17 protein-coding genes and 1 pseudogene are annotated in these 26,823 nt (G+C 57.9%); 10 read left to right on the top strand and 8 right to left on the bottom strand.

Annotated features, from left to right (window positions below; genetic code table 11):
- Positions 1–111 precede the first annotated feature (111 nt).
- Together PFAS1_RS30095 and PFAS1_RS30090 are read left to right on the top strand one after the other, a co-directional pair.
- A complete protein-coding gene (locus PFAS1_RS30095; protein ID WP_232252173.1) occupies positions 112–2,820 on the top strand; it encodes a dermonecrotic toxin domain-containing protein in 2,709 nt (902 codons plus the stop codon).
- Positions 2,817–4,829, top strand: a complete 2,013-nt coding sequence (locus PFAS1_RS30090) for a hypothetical protein (RefSeq protein WP_232252172.1) — start codon at positions 2,817–2,819, stop codon at positions 4,827–4,829. The genes PFAS1_RS30095 and PFAS1_RS30090 overlap by 4 nt, the downstream gene beginning before the upstream one ends.
- A gap of 66 nt (positions 4,830–4,895) precedes the next feature.
- Here PFAS1_RS30090 and PFAS1_RS25475 read toward each other — a convergent pair whose 3' ends face one another.
- Both PFAS1_RS25475 and PFAS1_RS25470 read right to left on the bottom strand, forming a co-directional pair.
- Positions 4,896–7,280, bottom strand: a complete 2,385-nt coding sequence (locus PFAS1_RS25475) for an efflux RND transporter permease subunit (protein ID WP_074876892.1) — start codon at positions 7,278–7,280, stop codon at positions 4,896–4,898.
- A gap of 28 nt (positions 7,281–7,308) precedes the next feature.
- Positions 7,309–8,382 (bottom strand): WD40/YVTN/BNR-like repeat-containing protein, encoded by a 1,074-nt coding sequence (locus tag PFAS1_RS25470; protein ID WP_076030996.1) that lies wholly within the window; start codon positions 8,380–8,382, stop codon positions 7,309–7,311.
- A 375-nt stretch (positions 8,383–8,757) separates the two neighbouring features.
- On the opposite strand from PFAS1_RS25470, the gene PFAS1_RS25465 reads away from it, so the two are divergent.
- The 3 genes from PFAS1_RS25465 to PFAS1_RS25455 all read left to right on the top strand — a co-directional run bounded on the left by PFAS1_RS25465 (position 8,758) and on the right by PFAS1_RS25455 (position 10,974).
- On the top strand, positions 8,758–9,399 hold the full coding sequence (locus PFAS1_RS25465; RefSeq protein WP_076030995.1) for a DUF1345 domain-containing protein: 642 nt from the start codon (positions 8,758–8,760) through the stop codon (positions 9,397–9,399).
- A gap of 75 nt (positions 9,400–9,474) precedes the next feature.
- Positions 9,475–10,314 (top strand): AraC family transcriptional regulator, encoded by an 840-nt coding sequence (locus PFAS1_RS25460; RefSeq protein ID WP_074876897.1) that lies wholly within the window; start codon positions 9,475–9,477, stop codon positions 10,312–10,314.
- Between the two features lie 51 nt (positions 10,315–10,365).
- Complete coding sequence (locus PFAS1_RS25455) at positions 10,366–10,974, top strand: LysE family translocator (RefSeq protein ID WP_076030994.1); 609 nt, start codon at positions 10,366–10,368, stop codon at positions 10,972–10,974.
- An 87-nt stretch (positions 10,975–11,061) separates the two neighbouring features.
- Here PFAS1_RS25455 and PFAS1_RS30085 read toward each other — a convergent pair.
- From PFAS1_RS30085 to PFAS1_RS29800, 3 genes and pseudogenes are all read right to left on the bottom strand, one after another.
- A pseudogene (locus PFAS1_RS30085) lies at positions 11,062–12,344 on the bottom strand (autotransporter outer membrane beta-barrel domain-containing protein).
- Positions 12,345–13,891: 1,547 nt separating this feature from the next.
- Entirely contained in the window at positions 13,892–15,568 is a 1,677-nt protein-coding gene (locus PFAS1_RS25445; protein WP_198044933.1) for a hypothetical protein, read from the bottom strand.
- Positions 15,528–16,724: a hypothetical protein gene (locus tag PFAS1_RS29800; RefSeq protein WP_198044932.1), complete on the bottom strand. Its 1,197-nt coding sequence runs from the start codon at positions 16,722–16,724 to the stop codon at positions 15,528–15,530. Before PFAS1_RS29800 ends, PFAS1_RS25445 begins: the two co-directional genes overlap by 41 nt.
- 247 nt (positions 16,725–16,971) lie before the next feature.
- Between PFAS1_RS29800 and PFAS1_RS25440 the strand changes: the two genes are divergently transcribed.
- From PFAS1_RS25440 to PFAS1_RS25420, 5 genes are all read left to right on the top strand, one after another.
- A complete protein-coding gene (locus PFAS1_RS25440) occupies positions 16,972–17,997 on the top strand; it encodes a LacI family DNA-binding transcriptional regulator (RefSeq protein WP_076030993.1) in 1,026 nt (341 codons plus the stop codon).
- 158 nt (positions 17,998–18,155) lie between these two features.
- A complete protein-coding gene (locus PFAS1_RS25435) occupies positions 18,156–18,938 on the top strand; it encodes a sugar phosphate isomerase/epimerase family protein (RefSeq protein WP_076030992.1) in 783 nt (260 codons plus the stop codon).
- Positions 18,931–19,905 (top strand): sugar kinase, encoded by a 975-nt coding sequence (locus tag PFAS1_RS25430; RefSeq protein WP_076030991.1) that lies wholly within the window; start codon positions 18,931–18,933, stop codon positions 19,903–19,905. The genes PFAS1_RS25435 and PFAS1_RS25430 overlap by 8 nt, the downstream gene beginning before the upstream one ends.
- A 118-nt stretch (positions 19,906–20,023) precedes the next feature.
- A complete protein-coding gene (locus PFAS1_RS25425) occupies positions 20,024–21,322 on the top strand; it encodes an MFS transporter (RefSeq protein WP_074876907.1) in 1,299 nt (432 codons plus the stop codon).
- A gap of 21 nt (positions 21,323–21,343) precedes the next feature.
- On the top strand, positions 21,344–22,321 hold the full coding sequence (locus tag PFAS1_RS25420) for a 2-hydroxyacid dehydrogenase (protein ID WP_076031603.1): 978 nt from the start codon (positions 21,344–21,346) through the stop codon (positions 22,319–22,321).
- A gap of 124 nt (positions 22,322–22,445) precedes the next feature.
- Here PFAS1_RS25420 and PFAS1_RS25415 read toward each other — a convergent pair whose 3' ends face one another.
- The 3 genes from PFAS1_RS25415 to PFAS1_RS25405 form a co-directional block, all read right to left on the bottom strand.
- Positions 22,446–23,633 carry a pyridoxal phosphate-dependent aminotransferase gene (locus PFAS1_RS25415; protein WP_076030990.1) on the bottom strand — a complete coding sequence of 396 codons (1,188 nt, stop codon included), beginning with the start codon at positions 23,631–23,633 and terminating at the stop codon, positions 22,446–22,448.
- Between the two features lie 41 nt (positions 23,634–23,674).
- A complete protein-coding gene (locus PFAS1_RS25410; protein ID WP_076030989.1) occupies positions 23,675–25,300 on the bottom strand; it encodes a methyl-accepting chemotaxis protein in 1,626 nt (541 codons plus the stop codon).
- Positions 25,301–25,583: 283 nt separating this feature from the next.
- Positions 25,584–26,726 carry a glycerate kinase gene (locus PFAS1_RS25405; protein WP_076030988.1) on the bottom strand — a complete coding sequence of 381 codons (1,143 nt, stop codon included), beginning with the start codon at positions 26,724–26,726 and terminating at the stop codon, positions 25,584–25,586.
- Positions 26,727–26,823: the final 97 nt, after the last annotated feature.

Below are 26,823 nucleotides of genomic sequence, written 5' to 3'. Positions count from 1 at the left end.
GCAGTCAGGGCACTACCCTGTTCAACCAATGAGGGTGCGGTATCCGGCTACCGCACCCGGCAATCGCCTGTCCCGTAGGCTCATGATTCCAATCATGCAAAGGATTGCATCATGCCTACAGCTCCATCGCCGGACACCACGGCGTATACCGACGTCACAGCCCGCGCGGTCAGTGCACAGTTTGGCACTCGTCCGACCTTACGCTCGGTAACCGCCCGCCTGCTCCAGAGCAGCCTGCTGGAAAAATATCCGTCACTGGATTTCGATCCCGAGCGCACTCGTCTCGCACAGCCGTTCTCCGGGGGCGGCTGGACGCTCACCCTGTTGCTCGACGTGGCGCTCAACTACCTGGCGAGCGGCACTGCACCGCGGCTGGACGAACAGTACGGTCGCCAGTGTTTTCTAACCAACAAAGCACCCGTGCGCCTGTCGGTCGATAGCACCCGCCGTCGCGAACCTGATATGCAAATTATCGCGGGCATCATGGCTGAATTGACCGCCACTGTTCATATCGGCTTCCAGGAAGACCTCAGTGCCTATTGGAACGCAGCGACCGACAATAGCGTCAGTCGCTGGCAATGGATTGCTGATTTGCTGGCCGGCGTGCTGAAAACCTCCTCTGTTCGCCACTCGTCAACCAACAGCCTGCAAGCCGACCTCCTCACCGAGCTCTGCAACAACCCCGATAAACAGCAGCGCCTTGAGGCTCCCGGGTCCAAAGGCAGGATCCACGCCTGCTTCATCGAAACCACGTTGAGCAAAGATCAGCTGTCGGTCAGCCTGCAAAGTCCTGACATTTTGCTGATCTGCGGTGAAACCCGTCTGCTGTGCAGCGTGTCCGGTGACATCGAATCATTTCCGTCCCTTGAGGCGTTCGGGCGGGCCTGGTGCACACGGTTTGAACCGGGCCTGATGGCCGATGCCATTACCTGGAAACGTTACGAACCTGACGGCAACCTTTTCGACACCCAGGCTGCCCTGCTGCTGAACCAACAGCTCGAAGACCTGGCCGCGCTGACGCTGCCGGCACGCACTAGCCTGGACGACCTGGAAAAACGCTACGAGGCCATCACCGATCCGGCCACGCGATTCATTGGCGCCCAGGCGAGCATTGGAACAGACCTCACTCACCTTCCCCTGATACAGGAAACGATTCCCCAGTGGTTGCAAAAGGCCAAAGCTACCGACCGCATGGCCTATCGCAAACAGGTGCTGGCCCTCGCAAGCCTCAAGCAACAGGCGGCAGGCCGCTCGTTTCAGACGGGTATCGACGACCTTCATACCTTCGCCAAAAAAGCCCTGCGTCAACAGATGAGCGAAGATCGACCCACCGCCCCCGACTATGACGCCGATCAGCTGGAGCTCACCTTCCATGTACCCGTCGGCGACTTGGGCAGCGGTTATATTCACCGGACCAAAATGTCGTTGACCCAACTGGCAATCAATAACCTGGCCAGTAGACCCAATGGCCGAATAACCATCCGTCACACCGCAGGCCTGGTGATTCAAGACTGGGTCACCGAGGCTTATCTGTTGGATCTGGTCAACCGGGTGAATGTTGGCAAACAGTACCCTGAGTTAATTCAGGCCCAATTGCTTGACGACACCCCGCAAGCGCGGGAACGCCAGCGACTGTTCGGCCTGGAGCTTGCCGTTCACTTGCCGATGTTGGCCCTGGAACAGGCGATCAAGGCTGAACAAGGCTTCACTCGTCAGGGCTATCGCTACGTCGAAGCGTTGATGCACGGCACCACGGCTGAGCGATTCGTGGACGAGCAGGAAGTTGTCCTGCGCCCCCTGGCTTTCCAAAGAAAGCCACAGGCCGAATGCGACGTGGTCAGCAACATGTTCATCATCGAGCCCCGTGATCTGCGCGCCGATGGTCCGCACATCCTCTACCGGCCGCTGTATGTTCCGGCGCTCCAGCAATTCCCGACCCGCCAGGCCCTGTGGCGCGCCATTGCGCAACCGGGTCAATTGCAGAGCAGCGTACTGACGTGGCTGACGGACCGTGCACGACCTGTCTACGACAACAACGGATTCAACGAACCACACATTATTCACTTCCACATTGGCGATGATTTCGTACCACTTCAAAAGCCGAAGCCGGCGATTCTGGCAGGCAACGAAGCCGCCGCCGACTGGATCGCGGCGCTGGAACACGGTCGGTTGCTAATGCAACTGTTCGATAGTAATGCCCGTGCATTGGTCGAACTGGCTGACCGGCAATCGGTGTCCAATGCGGAGAGCCGCTGGGCGATCATCCTCGAAGGTGGCTGGCTGCTGTTCAACAACCTGCTTTTACCCCTGGCGCGCGGCCCCGCCATGCTGGTGGGCTGGATGCTGCAAATTACCCATAGCCTGATCCAGGACCTGCCAGCGCTGGACAGCGATGACGCCGTGTCGCGGGAGCAAGCCTGGGTCGATGTGTTGCTCAACATTGGGCTGTTACTGCTGCATGCGCCACTTCGCGAAGCCAGCCCCAACGCACTCCCCCCAACGCTGCCCCAGAGTTTGCGCAGGTGTTGGCCCCATTGCGTCAGCCCACCGCGCAACCCTTCGATACAACCAGGGCTGAAATCACCGAGGCTTCGCCGGGGTTACCCTCCGAGCCACCGGGCAGTGGCAACACCCTGCTGGACTTCAACCTGTCCACCGCTCGCGATTCAGCCTCGGCCCGATTGTTCGAAAAACTCAAGGCCGTGCGGGTTCCGTGGCCGGCTAAGCTGCCAGACCCGATTGCCTCCGGCCCATTCAAAGGGCTGTACCGAATCAACGACAAATGGCACGCCACCGTCGCAGCCCTGTTTTTTCGCGTGAGCATCGTACCGGGATTTGGCGAGGTCTATCTGGTACACCCTGAACATCCTGATCATCCCGGTTTCAAACTGAAGTCCGATGGCCAGGGCAGATGGACCCTGGACCAAGGGCTGAAACTGGTCGGCGGTGGCCGCAAGAAAAGAATCGATGCGCTTCGCGAGCAACAACAACAGCGAATCGGGGAGCTGGAGCAGCAGTTTCAGGACTTTCTCGATCAGCAGGATCGCACGGTAAGACGCGTCGACATTGCCGACAACCTGGCACAGTTGAAACTCAAGAGCCCTTCCAGCACTGAGCAAGAGCGCTCCACTTTCCGCCAGCGGTACGTCCAGGAGCTGGACATCCAGACTCAAAGCTACGTAACGCTAATCGCCGGCATCAAGGAAAAAAGCGCCTTGACGGGCATACCTGTCGACGAACAAATGCGCTGCGTATTGCTTGGCAACATCATCAAAAATGAACGTAAACGGATTGTCATGGCTGACCATGATCGTGAAGCCGCCAACGCGAACTCCTCTGAGTTCAGCACCGCGGGGCGACTTTATGAGGCGCTGAGTACCGGGGACGAAGGACTCTGGGATCGCTACCTCGACTTTGTACGCACAACCAGCGAAATCAATGAAGTCATGATCAAGTCCTATGAAGAGGTGGACAAGCGGCTGCAAGAACTTGAGCAGATCCCCCAGCTGGGTGCGCAAGCGCTGGAAGAGTTGAACAAGCGTCGACCGGAAAACGAGCTGACAGCCCTAAGGGTCAAGATTTTTCAACTGATTACCCTGCGAATCCTCAGCGTCCAGACACTCCTGAGCGACACCACCACCGCCCTGGAAGCAGCCATCGACCCCTTGGTGATGCTGTCCCGGTCCCATGCGGAAATACAGTCTGCCCATGTTTATGAATCCTCGGACCGCATCGCTGTGCTCGACAACCTGGTCGACCGCTACAACAAGGCGCAGGACGCCCTGGGGAGTATCGAAATCTTCAGCGCCGATGAGTTGCATATGCCGGCGTTCAACCGCTTGCGCGAGATCATCGAGCAATTGCGCGTCGATGCCGAGCAGCGCCTGGCCGATGAACTTCAAAGGTCGTCACCCGCACAGGCGCAATCATCCACGCAAGAAGCGGGTACTTCGAAAGGAACAGCCGGTGGCAGGAAGCCTTCCACGGCCAGCCGGAAAAAGGTGATCAAAACGTCCAAAGGTATGTTGATTGGCGACGTTCGCCCGAACACCGACAATCAGGGCGGCGAAATCGTTGACATAAAAGGGCCTATGGAAGACAGCCCCTTGACGTCTTTCCGTGAAGACTCGCCCGATGTCTGGGTCGAAATGGTTGCAGCCAAAACACCGGAACCCAAAGCCACCTCCCGCCCCTACCCGCAACTCAAGGGCGACGCCCGCAAAGCGTTGGCGAAAGTCGATGAGCAGGTCAGGAAGATCGAGGGCTACGCACAACGTGCAAGCTCACCCAAGGAAATCGAAGAGCAGTTGCAACGTGAAGCGCAAAAGCTCATGCATTTCGCCGACAAGCTGGAAAACCATGAGCACGCCCCGTCAACCGGCGAAAAAGACGCCTCACTTCTCACCGAACTGCGGGACAAGGCCCGGGTTCTGGAGAACAAGGCGACGGAACTGCGCACCCGCATGACGTTGTACCAGGCTCCCACCAGCGAGGGGCTGGAATACCTGCAACATCACAACCAACTTTACGCGCGAATCATTGGCGCACGGGTTCAGCTGAAAACCGGGCGCAAGGATTTCGTGCAGGAGTACGTCTTGCTCAACCGTGAAAACCAACCCTGGTGGTATGGTCATTTTCACTACGCAAAGGCCAACGATGCCAAGGCGAACTACACCCAGGCACACTTGAAAACCAGGGAGCAACGCTACGAAACCTATGAATCGGCCTTGGCGAAGGCCAAGGACCCGAAACAAAAGATCGAAATCCATCATGGATTCATCACTAAATCCTTGGCCGAGCAGAGTTTTCTACCCTTGGAACCACGCTGATCCGCGTTTGGCACCCATAAAAAAGCCGCAACCCTGAGGTTGCGGCTTTTCTATTACAGCCTGGAATCAGTGAGCGAACAGCGAGTTGCCTTTCTGCCCCGCCAGTTTCTCCGGTTTGATCAGGAAGCGTGCCAGCGCCGGCAAAAGCCACAGCGCGCCGAACATGTTCCACAGCAGCATGAAGGTCAACATCAGGCCCATGTCGGCCTGGAACTTGATGGCCGAGAAGATCCAGGTGCACACGCCGATCGCCAGGCACAGGCCGGTGAACAGCACGGCTTTACCGGTGGACTTCAGCGTCTGGTAGTACGCCTCTTGCAACGGCAGACCAGCACGCAGGAAGCTTTCCAGGCGACTGTAGATGTAGATCCCGTAGTCCACGCCAATCCCCACCCCGAGCGCCACGACAGGCAAGGTCGCGACTTTCACGCCGATGCCCATGAAGGCCATGAGGGCGTTGCCGAGTACCGAAGTCAGGACCAGCGGCAGCACGATGCACAAGGTCGCGGCCCAGGAACGGAAGGTGATCATGCACATGGTCGCCACGCAGATGTACACCAGGATCAGGATGGTCAGCTCGGATTCCTTGATCACCTCGTTGGTGGCCGCTTCGATCCCGGCGTTACCGGCCGCCAGGATGAATTCCAGGCCTTCCTTGTTGTTCTCCTTGGCGAAGTCTTGCACCGCATGCACGGCGCGATCCAGCGTGGCGGCCTTGTGATCGTTGAGGAACACCAGCACCGGCGCCAGGGAGCAACTGTTGTTGTACAAACCATCAGCCCGAGCGATCGAGTTGTTCAGCACGTCCGGGTTACGCGACAAGGTTTCCCATTTCAGGTTGCCTTCGTTCATGCCCTTGATCATCTGCTTGGACACGGTCACCAGCGAGATCGCCGACTGCACGCCCTCGGTGTTCTGCATCTTCCACATCAGCTCGTCGATCGGCGCCATGGCCTCGTAGCGCGAGCATCCTTCGGACTTGGTCTTGACCATCACCACCAGCACGTCGGAACTGGTGGAGTAATTGCTGATGATGAAGTTGTTGTCCTTGTTGTAGCGCGAGTCCGGACGCAGTTCCGGAGCGCCCTGGTCCAGGTCACCGATTTTCAGGTTCTGGCTGTACCAGAGGCCGCCGCTGAAGGCCAACAAGGCCAGGATGATCGACACCGGCGCCACTTTCGGGCTGGCAAAATTCGACAGCAGGCGCCAGAACGGGTGTTCGCGGTGCGCGTCTTTCTTGCTGCGTTCGACTGCGCGTTTGCTGATGCCGACGTAGGAAATCGCTACAGGCAGCAGAATCAGGTTGGTGAACACGATGACCGCCACGCCGATCGACGCGCCGATGGCCAGTTCACGAATCACGCCGATGTCGATGATCAGCAGCGTGATGAAACCTACCGCATCCGCAAGGATCGCAATCATGCCGGGCAGGAACAGCTGACGGAACGTGCGCCGCGCCGCAGTCAAGGCGTTTTCTGCCTCGCTGGACTGCAAGGCGATACCGTTGATCTTCTGCACACCATGGGAAATACCAATGGCGAAGATCAGGAACGGCACCAGCATCGAGTAGGGATCGAGCCCGAAACCAAAGAAATGCATCAAACCGAGCTGCCAGACCACCGCCACCAGCGTGGTGCTCAACACCGCCACGGTGCTGCGCATGCAGTTGGTGAACCAGTAGAGCAGGACCAACGTGATGACGAAGGCGACGCCGAAGAACATCACCACCATGACCAGCCCATCGATCAGGTCGCCGACTTTCTTGGCGAAACCGACGATGTGGATCTTCACGTTAGGGTTCTGGGCTTCGAACTTGTTGCGGATCTTGTCTTCGAGTTCGTGAGAGAACTTGCGATAGTCCAGCGCCAGCAACTTGCCTTGGTCCTGCGGGTCCGGGTAGGACTCCAGCAGCGGGATATCGACAATGCTCGACTTGAAGTCGTTGGCCACCAGACGCCCGACCTGACCGGACTTGAGCACGTTGTTGCGCAACAGGTCGAGGCTTTGCTGGGAGCCGTTGTAGCTCTGCGGAATCACTTCGCCACCGGCGAAGCCCTCCTCTGTCACTTCAGTCCAGCGTACGCTCGGGCTCCACAGCGACTTGAGACCGGAACGGTCAACACCGGAAATGTAGAACACCTCGTCATTGATCTGACGCAGAGTCTCCATGTACTCCTTGGAGAAGATGTCGCCATCAGTGGCTTCCACCGAGATGCGCACCGTGTTGCCCAGGTTCGCCAGATCGTTGCGATGCTCCATCATCTTTTGAATGAACGGATGCTCGAGCGGAATCATTTTTTCGAAACTGGTGGACGGCCGGATCAGCGTCGCTTGCCAGAACAGGAAGATGCTGACCAGCAGGCAGATGAAAATCACTGCCGGGCGGTTGTTGAAAATCAGGCGTTCGAGAAACGTCGCCTTGTCTTGATGATGAGTGCTCAAGGATGTCATAGACCCGCCTTCTTATTATTTGCCCGGCTCATTTGGACGACCCATTTTTTCCGTTCTCTGCGCCGGCGCCGGTTGGCGAAGTGACGCGAACGCCACCCTGTCCTGCCAGGATCAGATTACCGTTGCCCGCTGCGGTGACTGCCGAAACGGAAATGCGATCCGGTCGGTTGAACACGCTGAAGGTTTCGCCGTCGTCGTTGCTGCGGATCACCGAGCCACCGTTGCCGACGATCACGATGGAACCGTCGTCGAGCAGCGTCGCACCAGACAGACCGAATTCCAGTGCGCCGCGAGCGGCCTGGAGCTCAATCGGCTCCCAGGTGGTACCGAAATCGGTGGAGCGAAACAGATTGCCCCGCAGCCCGTAGGCCAGCAGCGTATTGGCTTGAGCGGTGCCGATCACGCCAAACAGTGAGCCCTCATAGGGACCTTCAAGCTTCTCCCAGGTCTGGCCCCAGTCGGCGGAGCGGAACATGCTGCCCTGCTCGCCAACGATGAACAGACCGGAATCCTTGACCGCGGCGATGGCGTTGAGGTGGTACTGGTCTTCGTTGTCGAGGCGATCGCTGACATCTTCCCAGTTCTTGCCACCGTCGGTGGTGGCCAACAACGCGCCGTAAGCGCCTACGGCAAAGCCGCTGTTGACGTCCTGGAACCAGACGTCGAGCAGCGGCGATTCGCGTTTCAGGTCTTCGAATTGCTTGGTCCAGGTGACGCCGCCGTCCTCGCTTGCGAGGATCTGCGCATCATGGCCGACGGCCCAACCGTGCTTGTCGTCGACGAAATACACCGACGTCAGCAGTTGCCGCGTCGGCACCTTGGCCTGGGTCCAGGTCGCGCCCTGGTCATCGGAATACAAAATGTGCCCGCGATCACCGACCGCCACCAGACGCTTGCCGGCGTGCACGACGTCGAGCATCAGGCTTTTGCTGGCTTTGGCAGACTCAACGGAATAGACAATGTCGGATGCTGGCGCAGCAGCGGCCAGCACAGGTGCCGACAGCATGGCACAGCCCAACAGCGAGAGCGCTGTAGCCAGCAACGCGAATTTGCGTAATGCCGGCGGGCGGCAGATACCCACACCCATGACAGGCTCACTCATAGACCTTCCCCCATTATTATTGTTAGGTCGTTCAACCTTTCTGGGCGCCGTAAGGGCTGCTGTTTTAGATTGCCCTTTCTGAAGCATAGTCCTGAAATACGCAATCTAGAGCCACTTCGGAAGCTGGGCTTATCCTATCGGGGTTTGGAAAGGTCTGACAATCGACGCCACGTTATGTTTTGTTAACTGAGGGGATAACGGGTGTGGGTGAATGAAAAGGCATTCGCAGGGGTGATTTCGATGGGGGTGTAAATCCGTTGCTGCGATTAAGGCCGCCATCGCGAACAAGCTTGCTCACATTCGATCTCACCTTGATGGTCACAACAGGACGCGCTGGGCTAAGGTGTTTGCAAAGCCCTGACGCATCGAGCCTCCATGTTCTTCCTCGCCCGCACCCACCCTCGCCTCACCTCTGCCGCCGCGCTTGGCATTGCCGTGGGCATCCTGGCGCCGTCCGACTCGGTCATCAGCAAAATCCTCTTCGGCTGGAACGCCGGGGTCTGGATTTACCTGGTCCTGATGTCCTGGCTCACCGCGCGTGCCAAAGCGCCGGATGTGAAACGCATTGCCGAGGTCGAAGACGAAAACGCCGGGTTGGTGCTGTTTATTGTATGCATCGCCGCGATTGCGAGCCTGGCGACCATCGCCATTGAACTGGCCGGCAGCAGAGAACTGGAAACCACCCGCAAACTGTTGCACTACGGCTTTACGGCATTGACCGTAATCGGCTCATGGCTGCTGATCGGGGTGATTTTCAGCGTGCACTACGCCCGTCTGTTCTACACCTGGGCCGGCGAAGACCCTGCGCTGCGTTTTGCTGAAAATCTGACAACGCCCAACTACTGGGACTTCCTGTATTTCTCTTTCACCATCAGCGCGGCGGTCCAGACGTCCGATGTCGGCGTGGCGACCCGGGATTTGCGCAAGATTGTCCTGGCGCAGACGCTGATCGGTTTCCTGTTCAACACGGCCATTCTGGGGTTCTCGATCAACATCGCCGCGGGACTGTTCAATTGACCCCTGCACAAACGTTCTAGTCATCCCCATTGGTGCGGCGTTAAATAAGTCAGTAACCCGTCTCGCAGGTGCAGCATGACTTCTCACAACTGGATCGACCTGGCCCAGGACGCCGACACCGGCATCGAGACCCTGCGCGCGCATTTCGAAGGCCATGCCTACGACCCGCACTGGCATGACAGCTATCTGGTGGGCGTCACCGAACAAGGGGTTCAGCAGTTCAATTGCCGCCGGGCGAAGCACCAAAGCACGCCGGGCAAGGTGTTTCTGCTCGAACCGGGCGACATCCACGACGGCGAAGCACCGACCGAAGACGGTTTCACCTACCGCATGCTGTACCTCGACCCGCAGTGGCTGAAACGTGAACTCAGTGCCGTATTCGACAATGCCCCCGACAACAGTGAACTGAGTTTCGCCAACACCCTGGCCAGCGACTCGCGACTCGCCCACGCCACCAGCCTGGCGTTTCAAACCCTGCATCACGGCGAGCTGAAAATCGTCCGCCAGACCGCCCTCGACGGTTTGCTCGAACGCCTGACCAGTCACCTGCACTGGCGCGCCCGCTATGGCGAAGACCCGCGCCTGCCGCTGGTGGCGCAGAAGGCGCGGGAGTACCTGCACGCCAACGCACAATACGACATCGGCCTCGACCACCTGGCCGCAGCAACGGGCGTTGATCGCTTCCGCCTGACCCGCGCCTTCAAGGCCGCCTATGGCATCGCACCGCACGCTTACCTCGTGCAATTGCGCCTGGCGACCGCCCGCCGAATGCTGGCCCGTGGCGAGCAACCGGCGACGGTGGCGATGGAACTGGGGTTTGCCGATCAGAGTCACCTGGGCCGCTGGTTTGTCCGCGCTTATGGTTTGACGCCGGCGTTGTATCGCAAGCGCTGCTCAAATCTTCCAGACGCATGACCCGGACTTTGTGAGGATCGGCTCCTGAGATCATTCACGGAGTCCGCTGCCATGTTGTCCACCTTTCCCACGTTGCTGCCATTTTTGCTGTTCGCTTTCGTCGCCTCCATCACGCCGGGGCCGACCAATATTCTGGTGCTGAGCAACAGCGCGAGGTACGGCTTCAAAGCCGCATTGCCAATCATTTTTGGCGCCTGCACGAGCGCGGCATTGATTGTGTTGTTAGTAGGCAGCGGTGTGGGTCAGTCGCTTGCCGGGCTACCAAGGGTGCAATCGCTGATGCAATGGTGCGGAATCGCTTGGCTTAGCTACTTGGCCTGGCAAATATTTCATGCACCAGTCACGACCTTCGATGTTGATGAAGGTGGCAAGCAAAGGTTTGGATTATGGGCGGCCGCAGGCTTACAACTGGTCAATCCCAAGACCTGGATGATGGCCTTTGCCGTGGTCGGCGTATTTGCCGGATCCGGCGATAATCGTCAACTTCAAATTGTCTGCCTGTCGCTGGCATTCTTCCTGGTCTCGCTGCCGTGCCTGGGTGTTTGGGCATTGCTGGGAAAGGGAGCAAAGAGGTGGTTTGGTTCGGCAAAAGCTATCCAGCGTTTTCATCAGGCAATGGCACTGCTGCTATTCGGTTCTGCCTGGTTCACGCTGACTTGACGCCCTGCGTCTGCACAACAGGTACAAAAATGCCCCGAAACATTCGGGGCATTTTCGTGTTGAATGACTGGAAAGACGCTCCCTCTATTAGAAGAAGTAACTCAGCCTCAAGCTCCCGCTCCAATCCTGGCTAACCGTTGTACCTTTGCTGCCACCCACCTGACCGGAAACCTGCCAGTTGCGTTGCGCCGGTGTCCACTTCAAGCCGGCGCCATATTCGATAGAACTGCTGGCGCGATCATCATCGAAGCTGTCGTCGTTAATCTTGACCTCATTGGTTTTCACAAATTCGTGATTGACCGCCGTCATCAGGCTGGGCTCCAGCAGGCTGCCGTTGTCGAGGCTGATGACACGCCCGCCTCTGACCCCCACCTTGCCCTGCACGGAACGCATAGTGTCGCTTTTCACTTCCAGGCCGTTGTCGAGCCGGTACTTGTCGCTTTGGATGACACCAGTCGATACCTGCACTTGAGGTTCAACAAAATAGTCGTTCTTCAAGCGAATATGCTTGCCCACGGCCACCGAGCCACTGGCGCCCAAGGCCTTGTAATCGCCTTTGGTGCGTGTGCATCGCTCATGGTGACTTTGGCCTTGTTATCGAACTGGTTGATCTTGGCCATGACATTAACGAACACCCCGCTCTCGACATCGAAGGTGCTGCCGTAGACACCGGCATTCAGACTGTCAACCGTGGCGCTGGAGCCGTACTTGAGATCCATTTTGGTGTGGCTTGACCCGACGAATCCGCCCACCACCCACGACCTGCCGCCCAGATCCACCATTGTGTCGGCCCCGCCAGTTATACCCGTCTGGTTCTGGGTGTAGCCATCACCGTAGGCATTATCGACGTTGTACTGGTTACCATAAGTGCGAACCCAGACACTGTTGCTGAGGTTTTTGACCGAACTGTCGTTCATCGAGCGCATCGATGCTTCCGGTCGGACGCTCAGGCTCCGGTCCCCCAATTGATCGCTGAGCATGGCCGCTTCAGCATTCAGCACACTGCGTGCACTGCCGGCCAGGGCCAACGCAGTATTACTTGAGGTACTGACCGTTTCCTTATCTGGATTCAGGTACAAACCCTGACCTTCCTTGGCCAATCGGTACACAAACGTACCTGCGTCTACGGTTTCACGACCGCCCAGCGAGAAGCTCGCGTCGCCAGCGGCGATATTACCGACCTTCACCGCTTCGGCCGTGACAGGCGTCGTACCGGTAGCGGTGATTTGCAGCTGGTGTTGCCCGCTCGCATTGCCGGTGACGTTCAGGAAATCGGTGTTGCCGTTGCCCAGATCGGTGCCCATCACAAACGTACCGCGACCGGAAAGATCGCCGACATTCAGTTGCTGGTACTGCTCGTTCGTGCCCATGCGAACAACGCCGTTATCCAGAGCAAGGCGCTGTACGGTGCTATCCGTGGTCATCTGCCATTGCGCCATATTGCTGATGGACACGTTGGGAGTGTTATTGATTTGCCCGGTTAACACCGAGCCGTTGTCCATTGATACGTTGCCATTGGCCGCGCCCGATACATCACCGGTCAGACGACTGCCGTTGTTCAATACCAGACTGGAAACATTTTCAACGTTGCCATTCAAGGCTGAATTGTTATCCAGCGAGACAGTAGCAACATTGACAGCATTGCCATTGATCGCCGCACCATTATCCAGTTTCACTGTCGCAGCGGTACCTGCAACAGCCTGCACATTGCCATTCAATGTGCTGTTGGAATCAAGGCTGACCTGAGTGACATTCTGCAAATTGCCATTGATGGAGGCTGCGTTTTTCATCAACAGCGCAACGGTGCTTCCGGTATCGGCAACGACATTGCCATCCAGAGCACTGCCGTCAATGGTGAGATTGGCGGTGGAGCGATTGGTCGCTTGCAACAGGTTACCGTTTCCACCGATCAGCTCACTGATGCCAGAAATATTGATATTCGCAACTGTACCGGCAGCACCCGAAGAGCCCAATAAGATGGCTGACCCTGTTCCCCCCGTTACACGGGTACTGTTCAACGTCACAGTGTTGGCATTGACACCGGTTAAATCAGTGTTGATTTGCAGGCCGTTCTTCTCTCCGGACAGAACGCTGCCGTTGGCCGAAAGCGTCGCCCCACCAAGCCTCACACCATAACTGTCCGAACCTGTACCTCGGATGGTGGAGTTCTCGACGTTTAATACGGCAAAACCCACCGCATCCGCGCCATTCAGGCCGATGATCGTGCTTCCTCCTTTGACCGTCGCGCTCGAAGACGCCGGGGTAGTGGTATTGCGACCCAAGAGAAGACCGAAACTGTTGGTACTGATGATGGTGCTGTTGTCGATGATGGCGCTGCTGTCGATCAGTTGTATCGCCCCCCTGCCAGCCGCGCTGTTTACAGTCGCACCAGAGAGGTTTACCACTGAAATGTTGGCATCGATACGGGCGCTTTGACCGCCATTGAAAACGACGTTGGCATTTGATGACGAGATGGTCAGCGCCTGTGCGTTATCAATGGTTAGTGTGCCCCCTTGGGACACCACCCAGGCTTCCGGTGCGGGTGGGTTCGTGACGACTGCGCTCTCACCTGGATTTAGCGTTCGACTGAAGGCCTCGCTGGAGGATAGAAGTGCCGCAGCAATCACTAACTTCTGAAAAGTCACAGAGGGCGGAGATTTAAAACAAAAATGCATGGGGAATTCCTCAAACTGCGCAACTACTGACATTGCTTTTTGGCAGTATTGAAAGCTCCCACCAAAAAAACGTTCGACACCCTAATGAGAAAATCGAGACTTTTATGTAGGAAAAATCTCCAATAAAAGAGGAATTATCCTCGCCGACTGTAGTGTGTTTACCGTTCCCTTGCCGTTAACACGGGGAATCGCGAAAGAAACATCCGTGTCTCTCTCGCAACACCGATCAGCTAATACACCAACTAAGGAGCCGGAGCAGGTGTCAAATCGCAATAGTTAAAATTGCTGGTGATATTGTCTACCCGTTTGATTACTGGCTCAGACGATTGCTGTCCATTGATATCGGTCGTGTACCAATATTTGCCGTACGCTATTGCTCCGATGAAAGGTTGCGCCAATTTGAAGATGGCAGCACTGGCCACAGGCGCGACATCAGGGACATCTGCGGCTTTGATCACATAATCTTTCGAGTCTTCAGTACCAGGAATTAGATCAGTCCCCGCCTGATCCCTGTAAGCTGCGAAATGTGCTGTAATCGTTTTGCCTGGAGGTAGAAGCGAGTCTTTTTTAATTTGCAAGCCTAGAACCATGTTACTGGTTGGACTGATCATGCCGTAACATTCGATGTAATCGCGCAAGGCCGGACTGCGGACCCGGATTGTAGGTAGAGGTAAAGGTATTGCTGCACCAGCAACGGTCACCGGTTGTATACGGGATTTCATTACGTTTTTATCACTGCCTGTCTTCTGAATGGTCCAGTAAGCATCTACTGTGCCAATGGGCAAACTGGATATGATATCTGCCGAAACAGAAACTTCAAATTCAACCACATCTACAGATGGAGTTAACTCACCTACGAACTGACCATTAATGTAACACTTCGCTAACTCGGCCGAAGTAATAGGAGGCTGACCGATTGCAAGGGTAACTTTAAATTTTCCCGGACTATTTCTGTCACCGGGCCGCAAGTTGTTAGCCGTATTCGAGTCACCTGTCACTACAGGCAACACGATATCTCTGTTGGTAAGATCTGGAAGATCCGGGTTCGTGGGTCCCGCATAGTCGAATGCCAACGTGATGAGTTGAATGGGAGATTCAGCGTTTGGAATACCGGGTCGAACGATCTCATACCAGATATTGGCCATTTTAGGCTCATCGGCATCGTTAAATATTTGGGAGAGATCCGTGTATGTCAGGGCAAACGTTAAATTGGTATTGGCGACCCACGGTTGGGAAGTGAGATTTACATAGTTAGTTGCGTCAGTGGCGTCTTCAATGGTAATGAAAATTTCATCACCTGGCTCTGCGTTCGTGATGAAAGCGCTTTCAACGATCGCGGTTATTCCACCGGCAAAATCGTCCAGATAAAGTGCCGTGGTATAGTTCGGATCGGTTTTCGGAACCAATGGACCTTTTGTTGAAACTGGAGGTTGTGCCAATGCCAATGTCAGTACGTCACTTGCGGCAGACTCCCGACTTTCATTACCAGGCAGATCTTTCCATTGATACTGAATTTTGACGCGGCCGTTTGGAAATGTGCGTAACACGGTGTTGGCGATAGTAAATGCGCCGCTAGCGGGTACCGCGGCGTTCCATACCTCGACTCGCTGAGCGCCAGAAATCAACCAGACGCGAAGATTATCGTCAAGACGACGCAGCGGATAACCAACGTTCACGGTGAAATTCAGGTTGGCGTTAGCCGGCTCCGCCAACCAGGCTTCGGTAATTGTGCGTTGCGCATCCGAGGGTGGATTAACGAACTGGGGGGTTGGCGTTGGTACGACGAGCGTGACCACGGTATTCCCAGCGTTATCTGACCTTTTTGAACCAAACGGTGCAGTCTTGTCGATAACAAACTCCAACCTATTGGTGGGTTCATTAATCCCCCCCCGCTTTGTAGAGTTGAAACTCAACTTCATAAGTGGTGGGCGTTGCCGGTGCTGGAAGTTCTGGAAACAAGCTTGCTGGCAACTGGATCGGTATAGTCCCATTCGGCCTGGCAGCAACCGGACCAAGTTCAATTTTGTTTTCCCACAATGTCAGTGTCTGGCCTTTAACACCGTATTCCAGTTCCAGTTCATCCTCGTCAAACTCTTCTGCAGTGCGAGTAAAGTTGATCGTCACAAACCCGGTATCCAGCACGCTTTTAGCGATCAGACCGTCCGCAAGTGTGTCTATCGCAACATCAGCCATGGGGCCAATATTCTTGATGCCGTTGAATTCAGGTCTTGGAGTTCTCGGTACGATTTTTATAGCCATGTTTCCATCTCCTTGTGTATTCAGGCCAAAAGGGCCACTTTCGCCAGGTGTTACCCTGTCTATTTTCACCAAACCTTTTTTCGACTCGCCGAAAAGTCGCCCACCTTTGAACAACTGCCAGTGTGCAATAGCTGAAGCATTATCAATAAGTGGTCTGACATTGGGGTCAAACGGAACAACAAACAGCCAATGTCCATTCATATGTTTCTGCTCCAGCGTTATTTCCCAGTCACCGTAAGTATCCGGCACTGGCGGACCACTTCCATTCAAACTTGAATACCCTTGCCAATATAATTTGGCTTTATCACCAACTGCCGCAGGGCTATTGACTGTAGGTATCAAAACGGTTGCTCCCGAGGTCAATGGCGGTACTGTCTTGTTATTCAAGTAACCCCAAACCGTTGCATGGGGAAACGTAGGTTCATTCAGAACAAGAATGGGCGCGTGATCTATCGTCAGTTTTCTTTCTGGTGAAGGTTCCGGGATGCCCCCACCTCCTTTCCAAATCACGTAGGACAAAAGCGCAACGCCGTCAGTTGCGAGGTGCGCCGGGGTCAAATTGAAATAGAGAAAAGATGGTTGTGGTGGACTGTAGAATTCTTCGTAGATCCTTGTAACAGTGCCACCCTGATTCAGGTCAATCCAAAGTTCGTCCTGTGGCTCCGGGCCTGGCCAGTAAGGAATAATGATTCGAGTACCATTAAGCAAAATATTGCGCGGCACGTATCCGTCGAGATCATTATCATCAATACCTTCCACCGATAGCGGGCTCGCTAGAATCCCTATACTTCTATCGGTCGCCGTCTTCATCGTCATGATGTACTCGCCCGTTCACTTTAATTACGCGGAAGATTTGAGATGCTTCTGGGGAGATTAAGCGCTTAGACGATGCACTTGCCTACTGTCAAATGTGACAGGTAAAGATACCGTTCGTCGGTTTTTGAACGAGCTTTTGTCCATTCCCACATCAAATGCTTCTTGACGGCGATGTGTGGATTGATGTTTCCTGAAACCGGTTTCATGAATTTACGCAACTGACTCCGACAATAAGAAAATCAACGCCATGAACGATTTCTCCGCCGCCCAACGCAGCCGCGTGACCATGCTCGACGTCGCCGAACACGCCAAGGTCTCCAAGGCCAGCGTCTCGCGCTTCATCGGTGATGACCGTGCCCTGCTCTCCGATGCCATTGCCCTGCGCATCGAGCAGGCGATTGCCGAGCTGGGTTATCGCCCGAACCAGATGGCCCGCGGCCTGAAGCGCGGGCGAACCCGCCTGATCGGCATGCTGGTGGCCGATATCCGTAACCCTTATTCGATTGCCGTGATGCACGGGGTGGAAACCGCCTGCCGTCAGCACGGCTACAGCCTGGTGGTGTGCAACACCGATCGCGATGACGAGCAAGAGCGTCAGCACCTGGCGTTGTTACGCTCGTACAACATCGAAGGCTTGATCGTGAACACCCTCGGCCATCACCGCGACGAATTACTTGAACTGCACCGGGAAATGCCGCTGGTGCTGGTGGATCGCAAGGTCGAGCAGCTGGAGAGTGATCTGGTCGGCCTGGACAATCCGGCCGCCGTTGAAATGGCCCTCGCTCATTTGCAAGAACGCGGCTATCGCGATGTGTTGTTGGTGACCGAGCCGTTTGACGGCACCAGTTCGCGGATCGAGCGGGTCAGCAGTTTCAAGGCGCAGATCGAGCAACGTCCGACGCTTCAAGGGACCATCGCCGAGACCGGCAGCGATCTGAGCACACGTTTGAAAACCTTCCTCGACACACCCGGCCCCGGCCCGAAAGCGCTGTTCTGCGCCAACGGAATCGCCGCGCTGGCCAGCACCCATTCGTTGCGTGAACTGAAGTGCAACCTGTTCGAGGACGTCGGCCTGATCGCCCTCGATGATCTGGATTGGTATCCGTTGGTAGGCAGCGGCATCACCGCCCTCGCCCAGCCGACGGCTGAAATTGGCGCCAGTGCGTTTGAGTGTTTGCTCAAGCGCTTGCGTGGTGATGACTGGCCGGTGCGGACCCTGGATTTTTCGGCACGGTTGATTGTGCGGGGGTCGACCCTTGGAAATTCTCGGTGACTGGACTGGCCTCTTCGCGAGCAAGCCCGCTCCCACAGGGGTACGCATTTCAAATGTGGGAGCGGGCTTGCTCGCGAAGAGGCCCTCAAGAACACCGCACCCCACAGAAAGCCTATTTTTTTGAACAAAAATGAAACCGGTTTCAGAGGTATACAACAATGAATAAACCACCCGTTTCCATCAGCCTGTCGAGCTACGGCGCCGACCTTGTTCGCCAACGCGGCCAGGGATCGTTTATCGACGTGTTAGCCGCCGCGGGCGCCACGCGTATCGAATGGCGCGAAGAGCTGCTGACCGTCGAAGATCCCGCCCAACTGGCCGAAGCTTCTCAGGCCCAAGGCCTCGAAAGCGTGTATTCCTCACCGATGGAATTGTGGCTGGCCGGCCAGTCCAGACCCAATCCCGAACTGATCTCTGCGCTCCAGCGCGCCCAGGCATTCGGTGCCAAATGGCTGAAAGTGTCCCTGGGTTATTTCACCGACAACAGCGACCTCCAGACCTTGTCCCGCGTACTGGGCAAAAGTTCGGTGCAGTTGCTGGTGGAAAACGATCAATCCTTGCACGGCGGCCGCATCGAACCGTTCCAGCGTTTTTTCACTGACATCGAGCAACATAAGCTGCCGGTCAAAATGACCTTCGACATCGGCAACTGGCATTGGCAAGACCAGTCCGCCGCCAGTGCCGCGCGGTTGCTCGGTCGCCACGTCGGTTATGTGCACTGCAAAGCCGTGACGCGCCGGGCGGACGGCAAACTGGTCGCCATACCGCCGGCCGTCAGTGACCTGCATCTGTGGGAGCAACTGCTGCGGCACATGGCCCAAGGCGTGATGCGGGCGGCGGAATATCCGCTGCAAGGCGACGACCTGGTGCAGCTGACCACCGAGCACGTCGCCACCCTCGCCCGCCTCGGTCAAACCCGGTTGGAGAGCGCTCATGTCTGAGATCGATATCCTGTCGTTCGGCGAAACCATGGCCATGTTCGTCGCTGAGCAGAACGGTGATTTGGCCGACGTCGGCCACTTCCACAAACGCATTGCCGGGGCCGACAGCAATGTCGCGATTGGCTTGTCGCGGCTGGGTTTCAACGTGGCCTGGTTGAGCCGGGTGGGCGCTGATTCGCTGGGACGGTTCGTGATTGACACCCTGGAAAAAGAAGGCCTGGATTGCAGCAACGTCGCCATCGATACCGCGCACCCCACCGGTTTTCAACTCAAGTCGCGCACCGACGATGGCAGCGATCCGGTGGTCGAGTATTTCCGCCGTGGGTCGGCGGCGAGTCATCTGTCGCGGCAATCGATCGCGCCAGAATTACTGAACGCCCGGCATTTGCATGCCACCGGCATTCCCCCGGCGCTGTCCGAAACGGCTCGGGAAATGTCTGTCGAATTGATGACCCGCATGCGCAATGCCGGGCGCAGCGTGTCCTTCGACCCGAACCTGCGCCCAAGCCTGTGGGCCAGCCAACAACAGATGATTAGCGAGATCAACCGCCTCGCCGCCCTCGCCCACTGGGTGCTGCCGGGGTTGAGTGAAGGCCGTTTGCTGACCGGTTTCGAAGACCCGGCCGACATCGCAGCGTTCTACCTCGACCAAGGCGCCGAAGCCGTGGCGATCAAACTGGGCCCGCACGGTGCGTATTACCGCACCCATCTGGACCAGGGTTTCGTGGCGGGCGTGCCGGTGAAAACGGTGGTCGACACCGTCGGTGCCGGCGATGGTTTTGCCGTCGGCATGATCAGCGCCCTGCTGGAAAACCACAGCTTTGCCGACGCCGTGAAGCGTGCCAACTGGATTGGCAGCCGCGCGGTGCAGAGCCGTGGGGATATGGAGGGGTTGCCGACCCGGGAAGAACTGCCACTCCCCTTAACCGATCGTTCCCTCGCTCCTGCGTGGGAATGCAGCCCGTGACGCTCCGCGTCACAGGGGACGCGGAGCGTCCCTAGAGGCATTCCCACGCGGAGCGTGGGAACGATCACTGAATACCGTTACCTGCTGCGACAAAAACAACAAGCTCAGGAGCACCACTATGAAAACCGCAACACTCGCCGCCCGCCGCTGGTGGTACATCATGCCGATCGTGTTCATCACCTACAGCCTGGCGTACCTGGACCGCGCCAACTACGGGTTTGCTGCCGCCTCCGGGATGGCCGCCGACCTGATGATCACACCGGGCCTGTCGTCGATGCTCGGCGCACTGTTCTTCCTCGGCTACTTCTTCTTCCAGGTGCCGGGCGCGATCTACGCCCAGAAACACAGCGTCAAGAAGCTGATTTTCGTCAGCCTGATTCTCTGGGGTGGCCTGGCCACGTTGACCGGGATCGTCTCCAACGCCTACTGGCTGATCGTCATTCGCTTCATGCTCGGCGTGGTCGAAGCCGCGGTGATGCCGGCGATGCTGATCTATCTGTGCCACTGGTTCACCCGTGCCGAACGCTCGCGCGCCAACACCTTCCTGATCCTCGGCAACCCGGTGACCATGCTCTGGATGTCGGTGGTCTCGGGGTATCTGGTGCAGCATTACAGCTGGCGCTGGATGTTCATCATCGAAGGTTTGCCGGCGGTGCTCTGGGCGTTTATCTGGTGGCGTCTGGCCGATGACCGTCCCGCCCAGGCCAAGTGGCTGAGCGACCAGGAAAAGCACGATCTGGAAAGCGCCCTGGCCGCCGAACAGGTCGGCATCAAAGCGGTGAAGAACTACGCCGAGGCCTTCCGTTCGCCCAAGGTGATCATCCTGGCCTTGCAGTTTTTCTGCTGGAGCATCGGCGTCTATGGCTTCGTGTTGTGGCTGCCGTCGATCCTCAAGGCTGGCGCACAGATGGACATGATCGAAGCCGGTTGGCTATCGGCGCTGCCGTATCTGGCGGCGGTGATTGGCATGCTGCTGGTGTCCTGGGGCTCGGACAAAATGCAGAAGCGCAAACGCTTCGTCTGGCCGCCGCTGCTGATCGCCTCGATTGCTTTCTATGGCTCCTACGCCTTGGGCGCTGAACACTTCTGGTGGTCCTACACCCTTTTGGTGATCGCTGGCGCCTGCATGTACGCGCCTTACGGTCCGTTCTTCGCAATCATTCCGGAAATCCTTCCAGCCAACGTGGCCGGGGGTGCCATGGCGCTGATCAACAGCATGGGCGCGCTCGGTTCGTTTGGTGGTTCGTATCTGGTCGGTTACCTGAACAGCTCCACCGGCTCGCCGGGGGCTTCTTATCTGTTGATGAGCGGCGCCTTGATGCTCTCGGTGGTGCTGACGATTTTCCTCAAGCCCGGCGCCAGTGACCGGGTCGTGGCCAAGGCCGCTGTGCAACGGTCTACGGCCGCTCATTCCTGAATTGAAGTTGAGATGATGACGATGAAAAAGCAGGTTGTGCTGTACAAGAAACTCTCGCCGCTGCTGATGGCTCGCCTGCACGAGCAGACCGAGGTCACGCTGATCGACAACCTCAATGCCGATGGCCTGGCAACGCTGCGCGAAGCCCTGCCCCGCGCCCACGGGTTGCTCGGTGCGAGCCTGAAACTGGATGCCGGATTGTTGGATCTGGCCCCCGGGCTGGAAGCCATCGCCAGCGTCTCCGTTGGGGTCGACAACTACGACATCGACTACCTGACCGAACGACGGATCCTGCTCAGCAACACCCCGGACGTGCTCACCGAAACCACCGCCGATACCGGTTTCGCGCTGATCCTGGCAACCGCCCGGCGCGTAGTGGAACTGGCGAACATGGTTCGCGCCGGCCAGTGGAAGCGCAATGTCGGTCCAGCGCAATTCGGTACCGATGTGCACGGTAAAACCCTGGGCATCATTGGCATGGGGCGGATCGGCGAGGCCCTGGCCCAGCGTGGACATTTCGGGTTTGGCATGCCGGTTATCTATCACAGCCACTCGCCGAAACCGGCGGTGGAACAACGCTTCAATGCGCAATACCGAAGCTTGCCTGAGCTGTTGCACCAGGCGGATTTCGTTTGCCTGACCTTGCCGCTGACCGCTGAAACCGAAGGGCTGATTGGCGCTGAGCAATTCGCCCTGATGCGCCCCGAAGCCATCTTTATCAACATTTCACGGGGCAAGGTGGTGGATGAGTCGGCGCTGATCCAGGCCTTGCGTGAGGGGCAGATTCGCGCTGCGGGGCTGGATGTGTTCGAACGCGAGCCGCTTAACGCCGACTCGCCGCTGTTGCAGCTGAACAATGTGGTGGCGACGCCGCACATTGGTTCGGCGACCCATGAGACGCGAGAGGCGATGGCCACGTGCGCGGTGGACAATCTACTGGCGGCGCTGGCGGGTGAGCGGCCGAAGAATCTGGTGAATGTCGGGGCGTGGAAGGCTTAAGAAATTCGGCGCCTGTCAGGCAGCCTTCGCGGGCAAGCCCGCTCCCACAGGGTTTTGTGAACGCCAGAGATCCCTGTGGGAGCGGGCTTGCTCGCGAAGAGGCCGGCAATGGCAACACAGACTTTCAGGCCCGACGCGCCTCCAGCAAGTCCGCTGCACACAACGCAATCCGCCGGCACGCATCCGCCAGTTTCAGTTGATCCACCACCAACCCCAATCGAATATGCCCCGCCGCACTCGGGCCGAACGCTTCACCCGCCAGCACCGACACACCATAACCTTCCAGCAGCCGCTCGGAAAAACCCTGGGCACACAACCCGGTCTGGCGTACATCGATCATCACGAACATCCCGCCATCAGGCCGGATCGGCCGGATGCCCGGGCAATCGCTCAGGCTCGCGCACACCAGGTCGCGACGCTGGCGATACTCCTCGCGCATCAACGCCACTTCCGGCAGATCTTCGTCCAGCGCCAATTGCGCGGCGTTCTGGATGAAATCCGGAATGCCAAACAGCATGCACAACGACAGGTGCACCAAGTGTTCGGCCAAAGGTTTCGGCCCGATCACCCATCCCACGCGCCAACCGCTCATGGCGTGGGATTTGGACAGGCTATTGATGGTCGCCGTGCGCTCAGCCATGCCCGGCAGGCTCGCCGGGCTGATGTGCTCGCCTTCGTACAACAGATCGCTGTAGACCTCGTCGCTGATCAGCCACAGGTCGTGACGAACACACAGCGATGCGAGTTCCTGCCAGACCATCAGCGGCAAACTGGCGCCGGAAGGATTGTTTGGACTGTTGAGCAAAATGACGCGGGTCTTGGGTGTGATCAGCGCTGCGACATCCGCCGGATCGACCCGAAAGCCATTCTCGGGGCGCACCGCCACCGGCACCACTTTGGCGCCGCAGGCACCGAACACGCCTTCATAAGTCACGTACATCGGCTCGGCGACGATCACTTCATCGCCCGGATCGAGCAGGCACTGCGCGACCGAATACACCGCACACTGCGCGCCCGGCAACACGATCACATGATCGGCCTCCACCGCTTGACCACTGCGACGTCGATGACGATTGGCAATGCTGTCGCGCAAGCCCCGACTGCCACGTACTGACGGGTAGTGGGTGTCACCGGCCAACAAGCTATCGATGCACTTCTGAACGATGGGCTGCGGCGTATCGAAGTCGGGATCGCCGATCGATAGCAACAGCACATCAACACCCTGCTCAATTAATTCCAGTGCTCGATCATGAATCTGCCAGGCCGCAGCGCCGTCACCGGCGATTCGTTTGGTCAAGGCTGAATAGCGCATGTAATTCTCCAGTCGCGCGGGTTCCAAGCCACAACCCTATCTCAAATCACGAAACGCGCCACCATGGCATTTAAATCCACGGCCAGGCGCGACAGTTCGTGCGTGGCGGCGCTGGTCTGGTTGGCGCCAGTGGCGGACTGGGTAGCGAGGTCGCGAATGTTCACCAGGTTGCGGTCGACTTCGCGGGATACCTGGGCCTGTTCTTCGGACGCGCTGGCGATCACCAGGTTGCGTTCGTTGATCAATTGGATCGACTGAGTGATCTGCTCCAGCGCCACACCCGCGGCGCGGGCCATTTCCAGGGTGCTTTGAGTGCGTTGATTGCTTTGTTGCATCGACGAGACGGCCTGGCCGGTGCCGTTCTGAATGCCGGCGACCATTTTTTCAATTTCCTGGGTCGATTGCGCGGTGCGATGGGCCAGCGCCCGGACCTCGTCCGCCACCACCGCAAAACCGCGCCCGGCTTCACCGGCACGGGCGGCTTCGATGGCGGCGTTCAGTGCGAGCAGGTTGGTTTGCTCGGCGATGGCGCGGATCACGTCCAGCACCTTGCCGATGTCGCGCCCCTGAGCGGCCAGGCCTTCGATCATCACCGAGGTGTTTTGCACATCGTGGGTCATGGTCTGGATCGCGCCGACGGTTTCCACCACACGGTCGCGACCTTCGCGGGCGGCCTGGGTCGACTGGTTCGAGGCTTCGGACGTCGACACCGCGTTGCGCGCCACTTCTTCCACGGCGGCGGTCATTTCGTTGACCGCTGTGGCGGCCTGTTCGATTTCGTTGGTCTGCTGTTGCAGACCGCGGGACGCTTCCTGGGTGACCGTACTGAGTTCTTCAGCGGCGGCACCCAATTGGGTGGCGGAACCGGCAATCTGTTCGATGGTTTTGCGCAGGCTGGCCTGCATCGCGGACAAGGCATTGAGCAAGCGGGCCGGTTCGTCGGTGCCGTCGACCTCGATGACGTTGGTCAGGTTGCCGCCGGCAATGGTTTGCGCCGCCAGCAACGCACGGTTCAGCGGCGTGACGATGCTGCGGGTCAGCAGCCAGGCCAGCAGCACGGTCATCAGCGCCGCGATGACCGCCACGGCGACGATGCCGGTAATCGCGCTGCGGTACAGATCGCCCGCTGCGGCCGATGCGGTTTTCGCATCGGAATTATTCAGCGCCACCAGTTTGTTCAACTGCTCGCCCATCTGGTCCGTACCTTCCTTGATCCGGGTGTTGATCAGCGTGCGCATCTCGTCGAGCTTGTTCTGCCGCGACAGCTCCAGCATCTGGTTCTGGGCTTGCATGTAGTTGTCCAGCGTTACCGTGAAGGTCTTGTACAGCGCGGCTTCTTCCGGGGTGGCCGACAACGCGGCATAACTGGCTTGGGCGCTGCGAACCTTGTCGACCAGCACGCCGATACGCGTCTGGGCTTCCTGCAACGCGGCCGGATCACGGTTGACCAACACCCGGAACGAGAGAATGCGCATGCGCAGGACGTTTTCCGTCAGGTTTCCGAGAAACCCGACGCTGGGCAGTTGCGTGGTTTCCATGTCGATGGAGGCTTGGTGGATGCTCGTCATGCGGTTCACGGCAAACACACCCAGCACGATGACGAGCAAGGCAATGAAGGCAAAACCCAGGAAAGCTCGAGGCGCGATATTCAGATTACGCAGTGACATAGGATGATTCTCGGGTGATGAGGCTACGAGCATCCTTGCGTGATCGCTGAAGGGCAGGCGGCGACGCACCCGCGTTCAGTTTGGCGCCACTGTTGGAATAGGTTTGTGTGGGCCTATAGGCTGTATCGGCGGAGGATTCGGTTTCCTGCGGGGCGTTGAGAAATAAATTTCAGGAGGTTGCGAGTGTTTCAGCGGTGAAACACTCTAGCGCCATGTAGCAGCTGCGTTGTGGCGAGGGGATTTATCCCCTCGCCACAGAAGCTTTCCTACCAGAGTGTTTGCTTCAGGTTTTGCGAGCGGCCACTTGCCAGACCCGCGCTACATCACTCGCCCGCTCCCGCAACAACCGTGGCGCCTCGGCACATGCCTGCTCCAGCGTCATCGGCCCACTGGCCAAGGCAAACGCGGCATCGATGCCATGTTCGTACAGCGCCTGATAACCCTCGCCCAGGGTCCCCGCGAGGACGATCACCGGCACGCCGTGCTGCCGAGCAATACGCGCCACACCAAACGGCGTCTTGCCACGCAAGGTCTGGGCATCGAAACGTCCTTCGCCAGTGATCACCAGGTCGGCGCCCTTGACCGCATCGTTCAGGCCAACCAGTTCGGCGACCACTTCGATCCCGGCCTTGAACTGCGCCCCCAGAAACGCCTTGGCAGCAAACCCCAGACCGCCTGCCGCACCGCTACCCGGTTCGTCATGGACGTCTTTGTACAAGACTTGAGCGCAGCGTTCGGCAAAGTGCCCGAGGGCGCGATCCAGTTGTTGGACTTGCTCGGGCGATGCGCCTTTTTGCGGACCGAAAATCGCTGAGGCACCGTGAGGGCCGCACAGTGGATTGTTGACGTCGGCGGCGATGTCGAATTGCACCTCGGCCAGACGCGGATCGATTTCACGCATGTCGATTCGCGCGAGTTGCGCGAGGGCCAAGCCGCCCGGTGCCAGTTTTTGGCCCTGGGCGTCCAACAGTTTGACGCCCAAGGCTTGCATCGCTCCCGCCCCGCCATCGTTGGTGGCGCTGCCGCCAATCGCCAGAATGACCCGTTGCGCCCCAGCATCGAGTGCCGCGCGGATCAACTCGCCGGTGCCGTACGTGCTGCTGATGCAGGCATCACGCTTGCCCGGCGGAACCAGTTGCAGTCCACTGGCCTCGGCCATTTCGATGATCGCGGTACGGCTCTGGGGCAACCAGCCCCAAGCGGCCTCAACCGTTGCGCCGAGCGGCCCACAGACTTGGGTGCGGCGCCGTTCGCCCTCGCACGCCGCCAGTATTGACTCGACGGTTCCCTCCCCGCCGTCCGCCATTGGGCATTTGACCAGGAGCGCGTCGGGCCAAACCTGCGCCAACCCCAGCGCAATGGCATCTGCCACACCCTGGGCACTCAGGCTGTCCTTGAACGAATCGGGGGCGATGACGATTTTCATGCGAATTCTCCAGTTCCAATGCGTTCCATGCTGCCAGCAGGCAAGAACAATAACGCCGGTCCGCTGCACAAGCCGGTGTGGCGTTTATTGTTCATTT

It is taken from the genome of Pseudomonas frederiksbergensis, from assembly GCF_001952935.1.
In the GTDB taxonomy this organism is placed as follows: Bacteria; Pseudomonadota; Gammaproteobacteria; order Pseudomonadales; family Pseudomonadaceae; genus Aquipseudomonas; species Aquipseudomonas frederiksbergensis.
The sequence above is the reverse complement of the archived record's forward strand: the minus strand, read 5'-3'. Positions and strand labels throughout refer to the sequence as shown.

Bases quoted from the DNA above. Each gene is read 5' to 3' on its own strand.
- PFAS1_RS25415 (WP_076030990.1), bottom strand. From the start codon at position 23,633: ATGCGCTATTCAGCCTTGACCAAACGAATCGCCGGTGACGGCGCTGCG.
- PFAS1_RS25410 (WP_076030989.1), bottom strand. From the start codon at position 25,300: ATGTCACTGCGTAATCTGAATATCGCGCCTCGAGCTTTCCTGGGTTTT.
- PFAS1_RS30095 (WP_232252173.1), top strand. From the start codon at position 112: ATGCCTACAGCTCCATCGCCGGACACCACGGCGTATACCGACGTCACA.
- PFAS1_RS25470 (WP_076030996.1), bottom strand. From the start codon at position 8,382: ATGAGTGAGCCTGTCATGGGTGTGGGTATCTGCCGCCCGCCGGCATTA.
- PFAS1_RS25465 (WP_076030995.1), top strand. From the start codon at position 8,758: ATGTTCTTCCTCGCCCGCACCCACCCTCGCCTCACCTCTGCCGCCGCG.
- PFAS1_RS25475 (WP_074876892.1), bottom strand. From the start codon at position 7,280: ATGACATCCTTGAGCACTCATCATCAAGACAAGGCGACGTTTCTCGAA.
- PFAS1_RS25455 (WP_076030994.1), top strand. From the start codon at position 10,366: ATGTTGTCCACCTTTCCCACGTTGCTGCCATTTTTGCTGTTCGCTTTC.
- PFAS1_RS25460 (WP_074876897.1), top strand. From the start codon at position 9,475: ATGACTTCTCACAACTGGATCGACCTGGCCCAGGACGCCGACACCGGC.
- PFAS1_RS25420 (WP_076031603.1), top strand. From the start codon at position 21,344: ATGAAAAAGCAGGTTGTGCTGTACAAGAAACTCTCGCCGCTGCTGATG.
- PFAS1_RS25405 (WP_076030988.1), bottom strand. From the start codon at position 26,726: ATGAAAATCGTCATCGCCCCCGATTCGTTCAAGGACAGCCTGAGTGCC.
- PFAS1_RS25445 (WP_198044933.1), bottom strand. From the start codon at position 15,568: ATGAAGTTGAGTTTCAACTCTACAAAGCGGGGGGGGATTAATGAACCC.
- PFAS1_RS25425 (WP_074876907.1), top strand. From the start codon at position 20,024: ATGAAAACCGCAACACTCGCCGCCCGCCGCTGGTGGTACATCATGCCG.
- PFAS1_RS25430 (WP_076030991.1), top strand. From the start codon at position 18,931: ATGTCTGAGATCGATATCCTGTCGTTCGGCGAAACCATGGCCATGTTC.
- PFAS1_RS29800 (WP_198044932.1), bottom strand. From the start codon at position 16,724: ATGACGATGAAGACGGCGACCGATAGAAGTATAGGGATTCTAGCGAGC.
- PFAS1_RS25435 (WP_076030992.1), top strand. From the start codon at position 18,156: ATGAATAAACCACCCGTTTCCATCAGCCTGTCGAGCTACGGCGCCGAC.
- PFAS1_RS25440 (WP_076030993.1), top strand. From the start codon at position 16,972: ATGAACGATTTCTCCGCCGCCCAACGCAGCCGCGTGACCATGCTCGAC.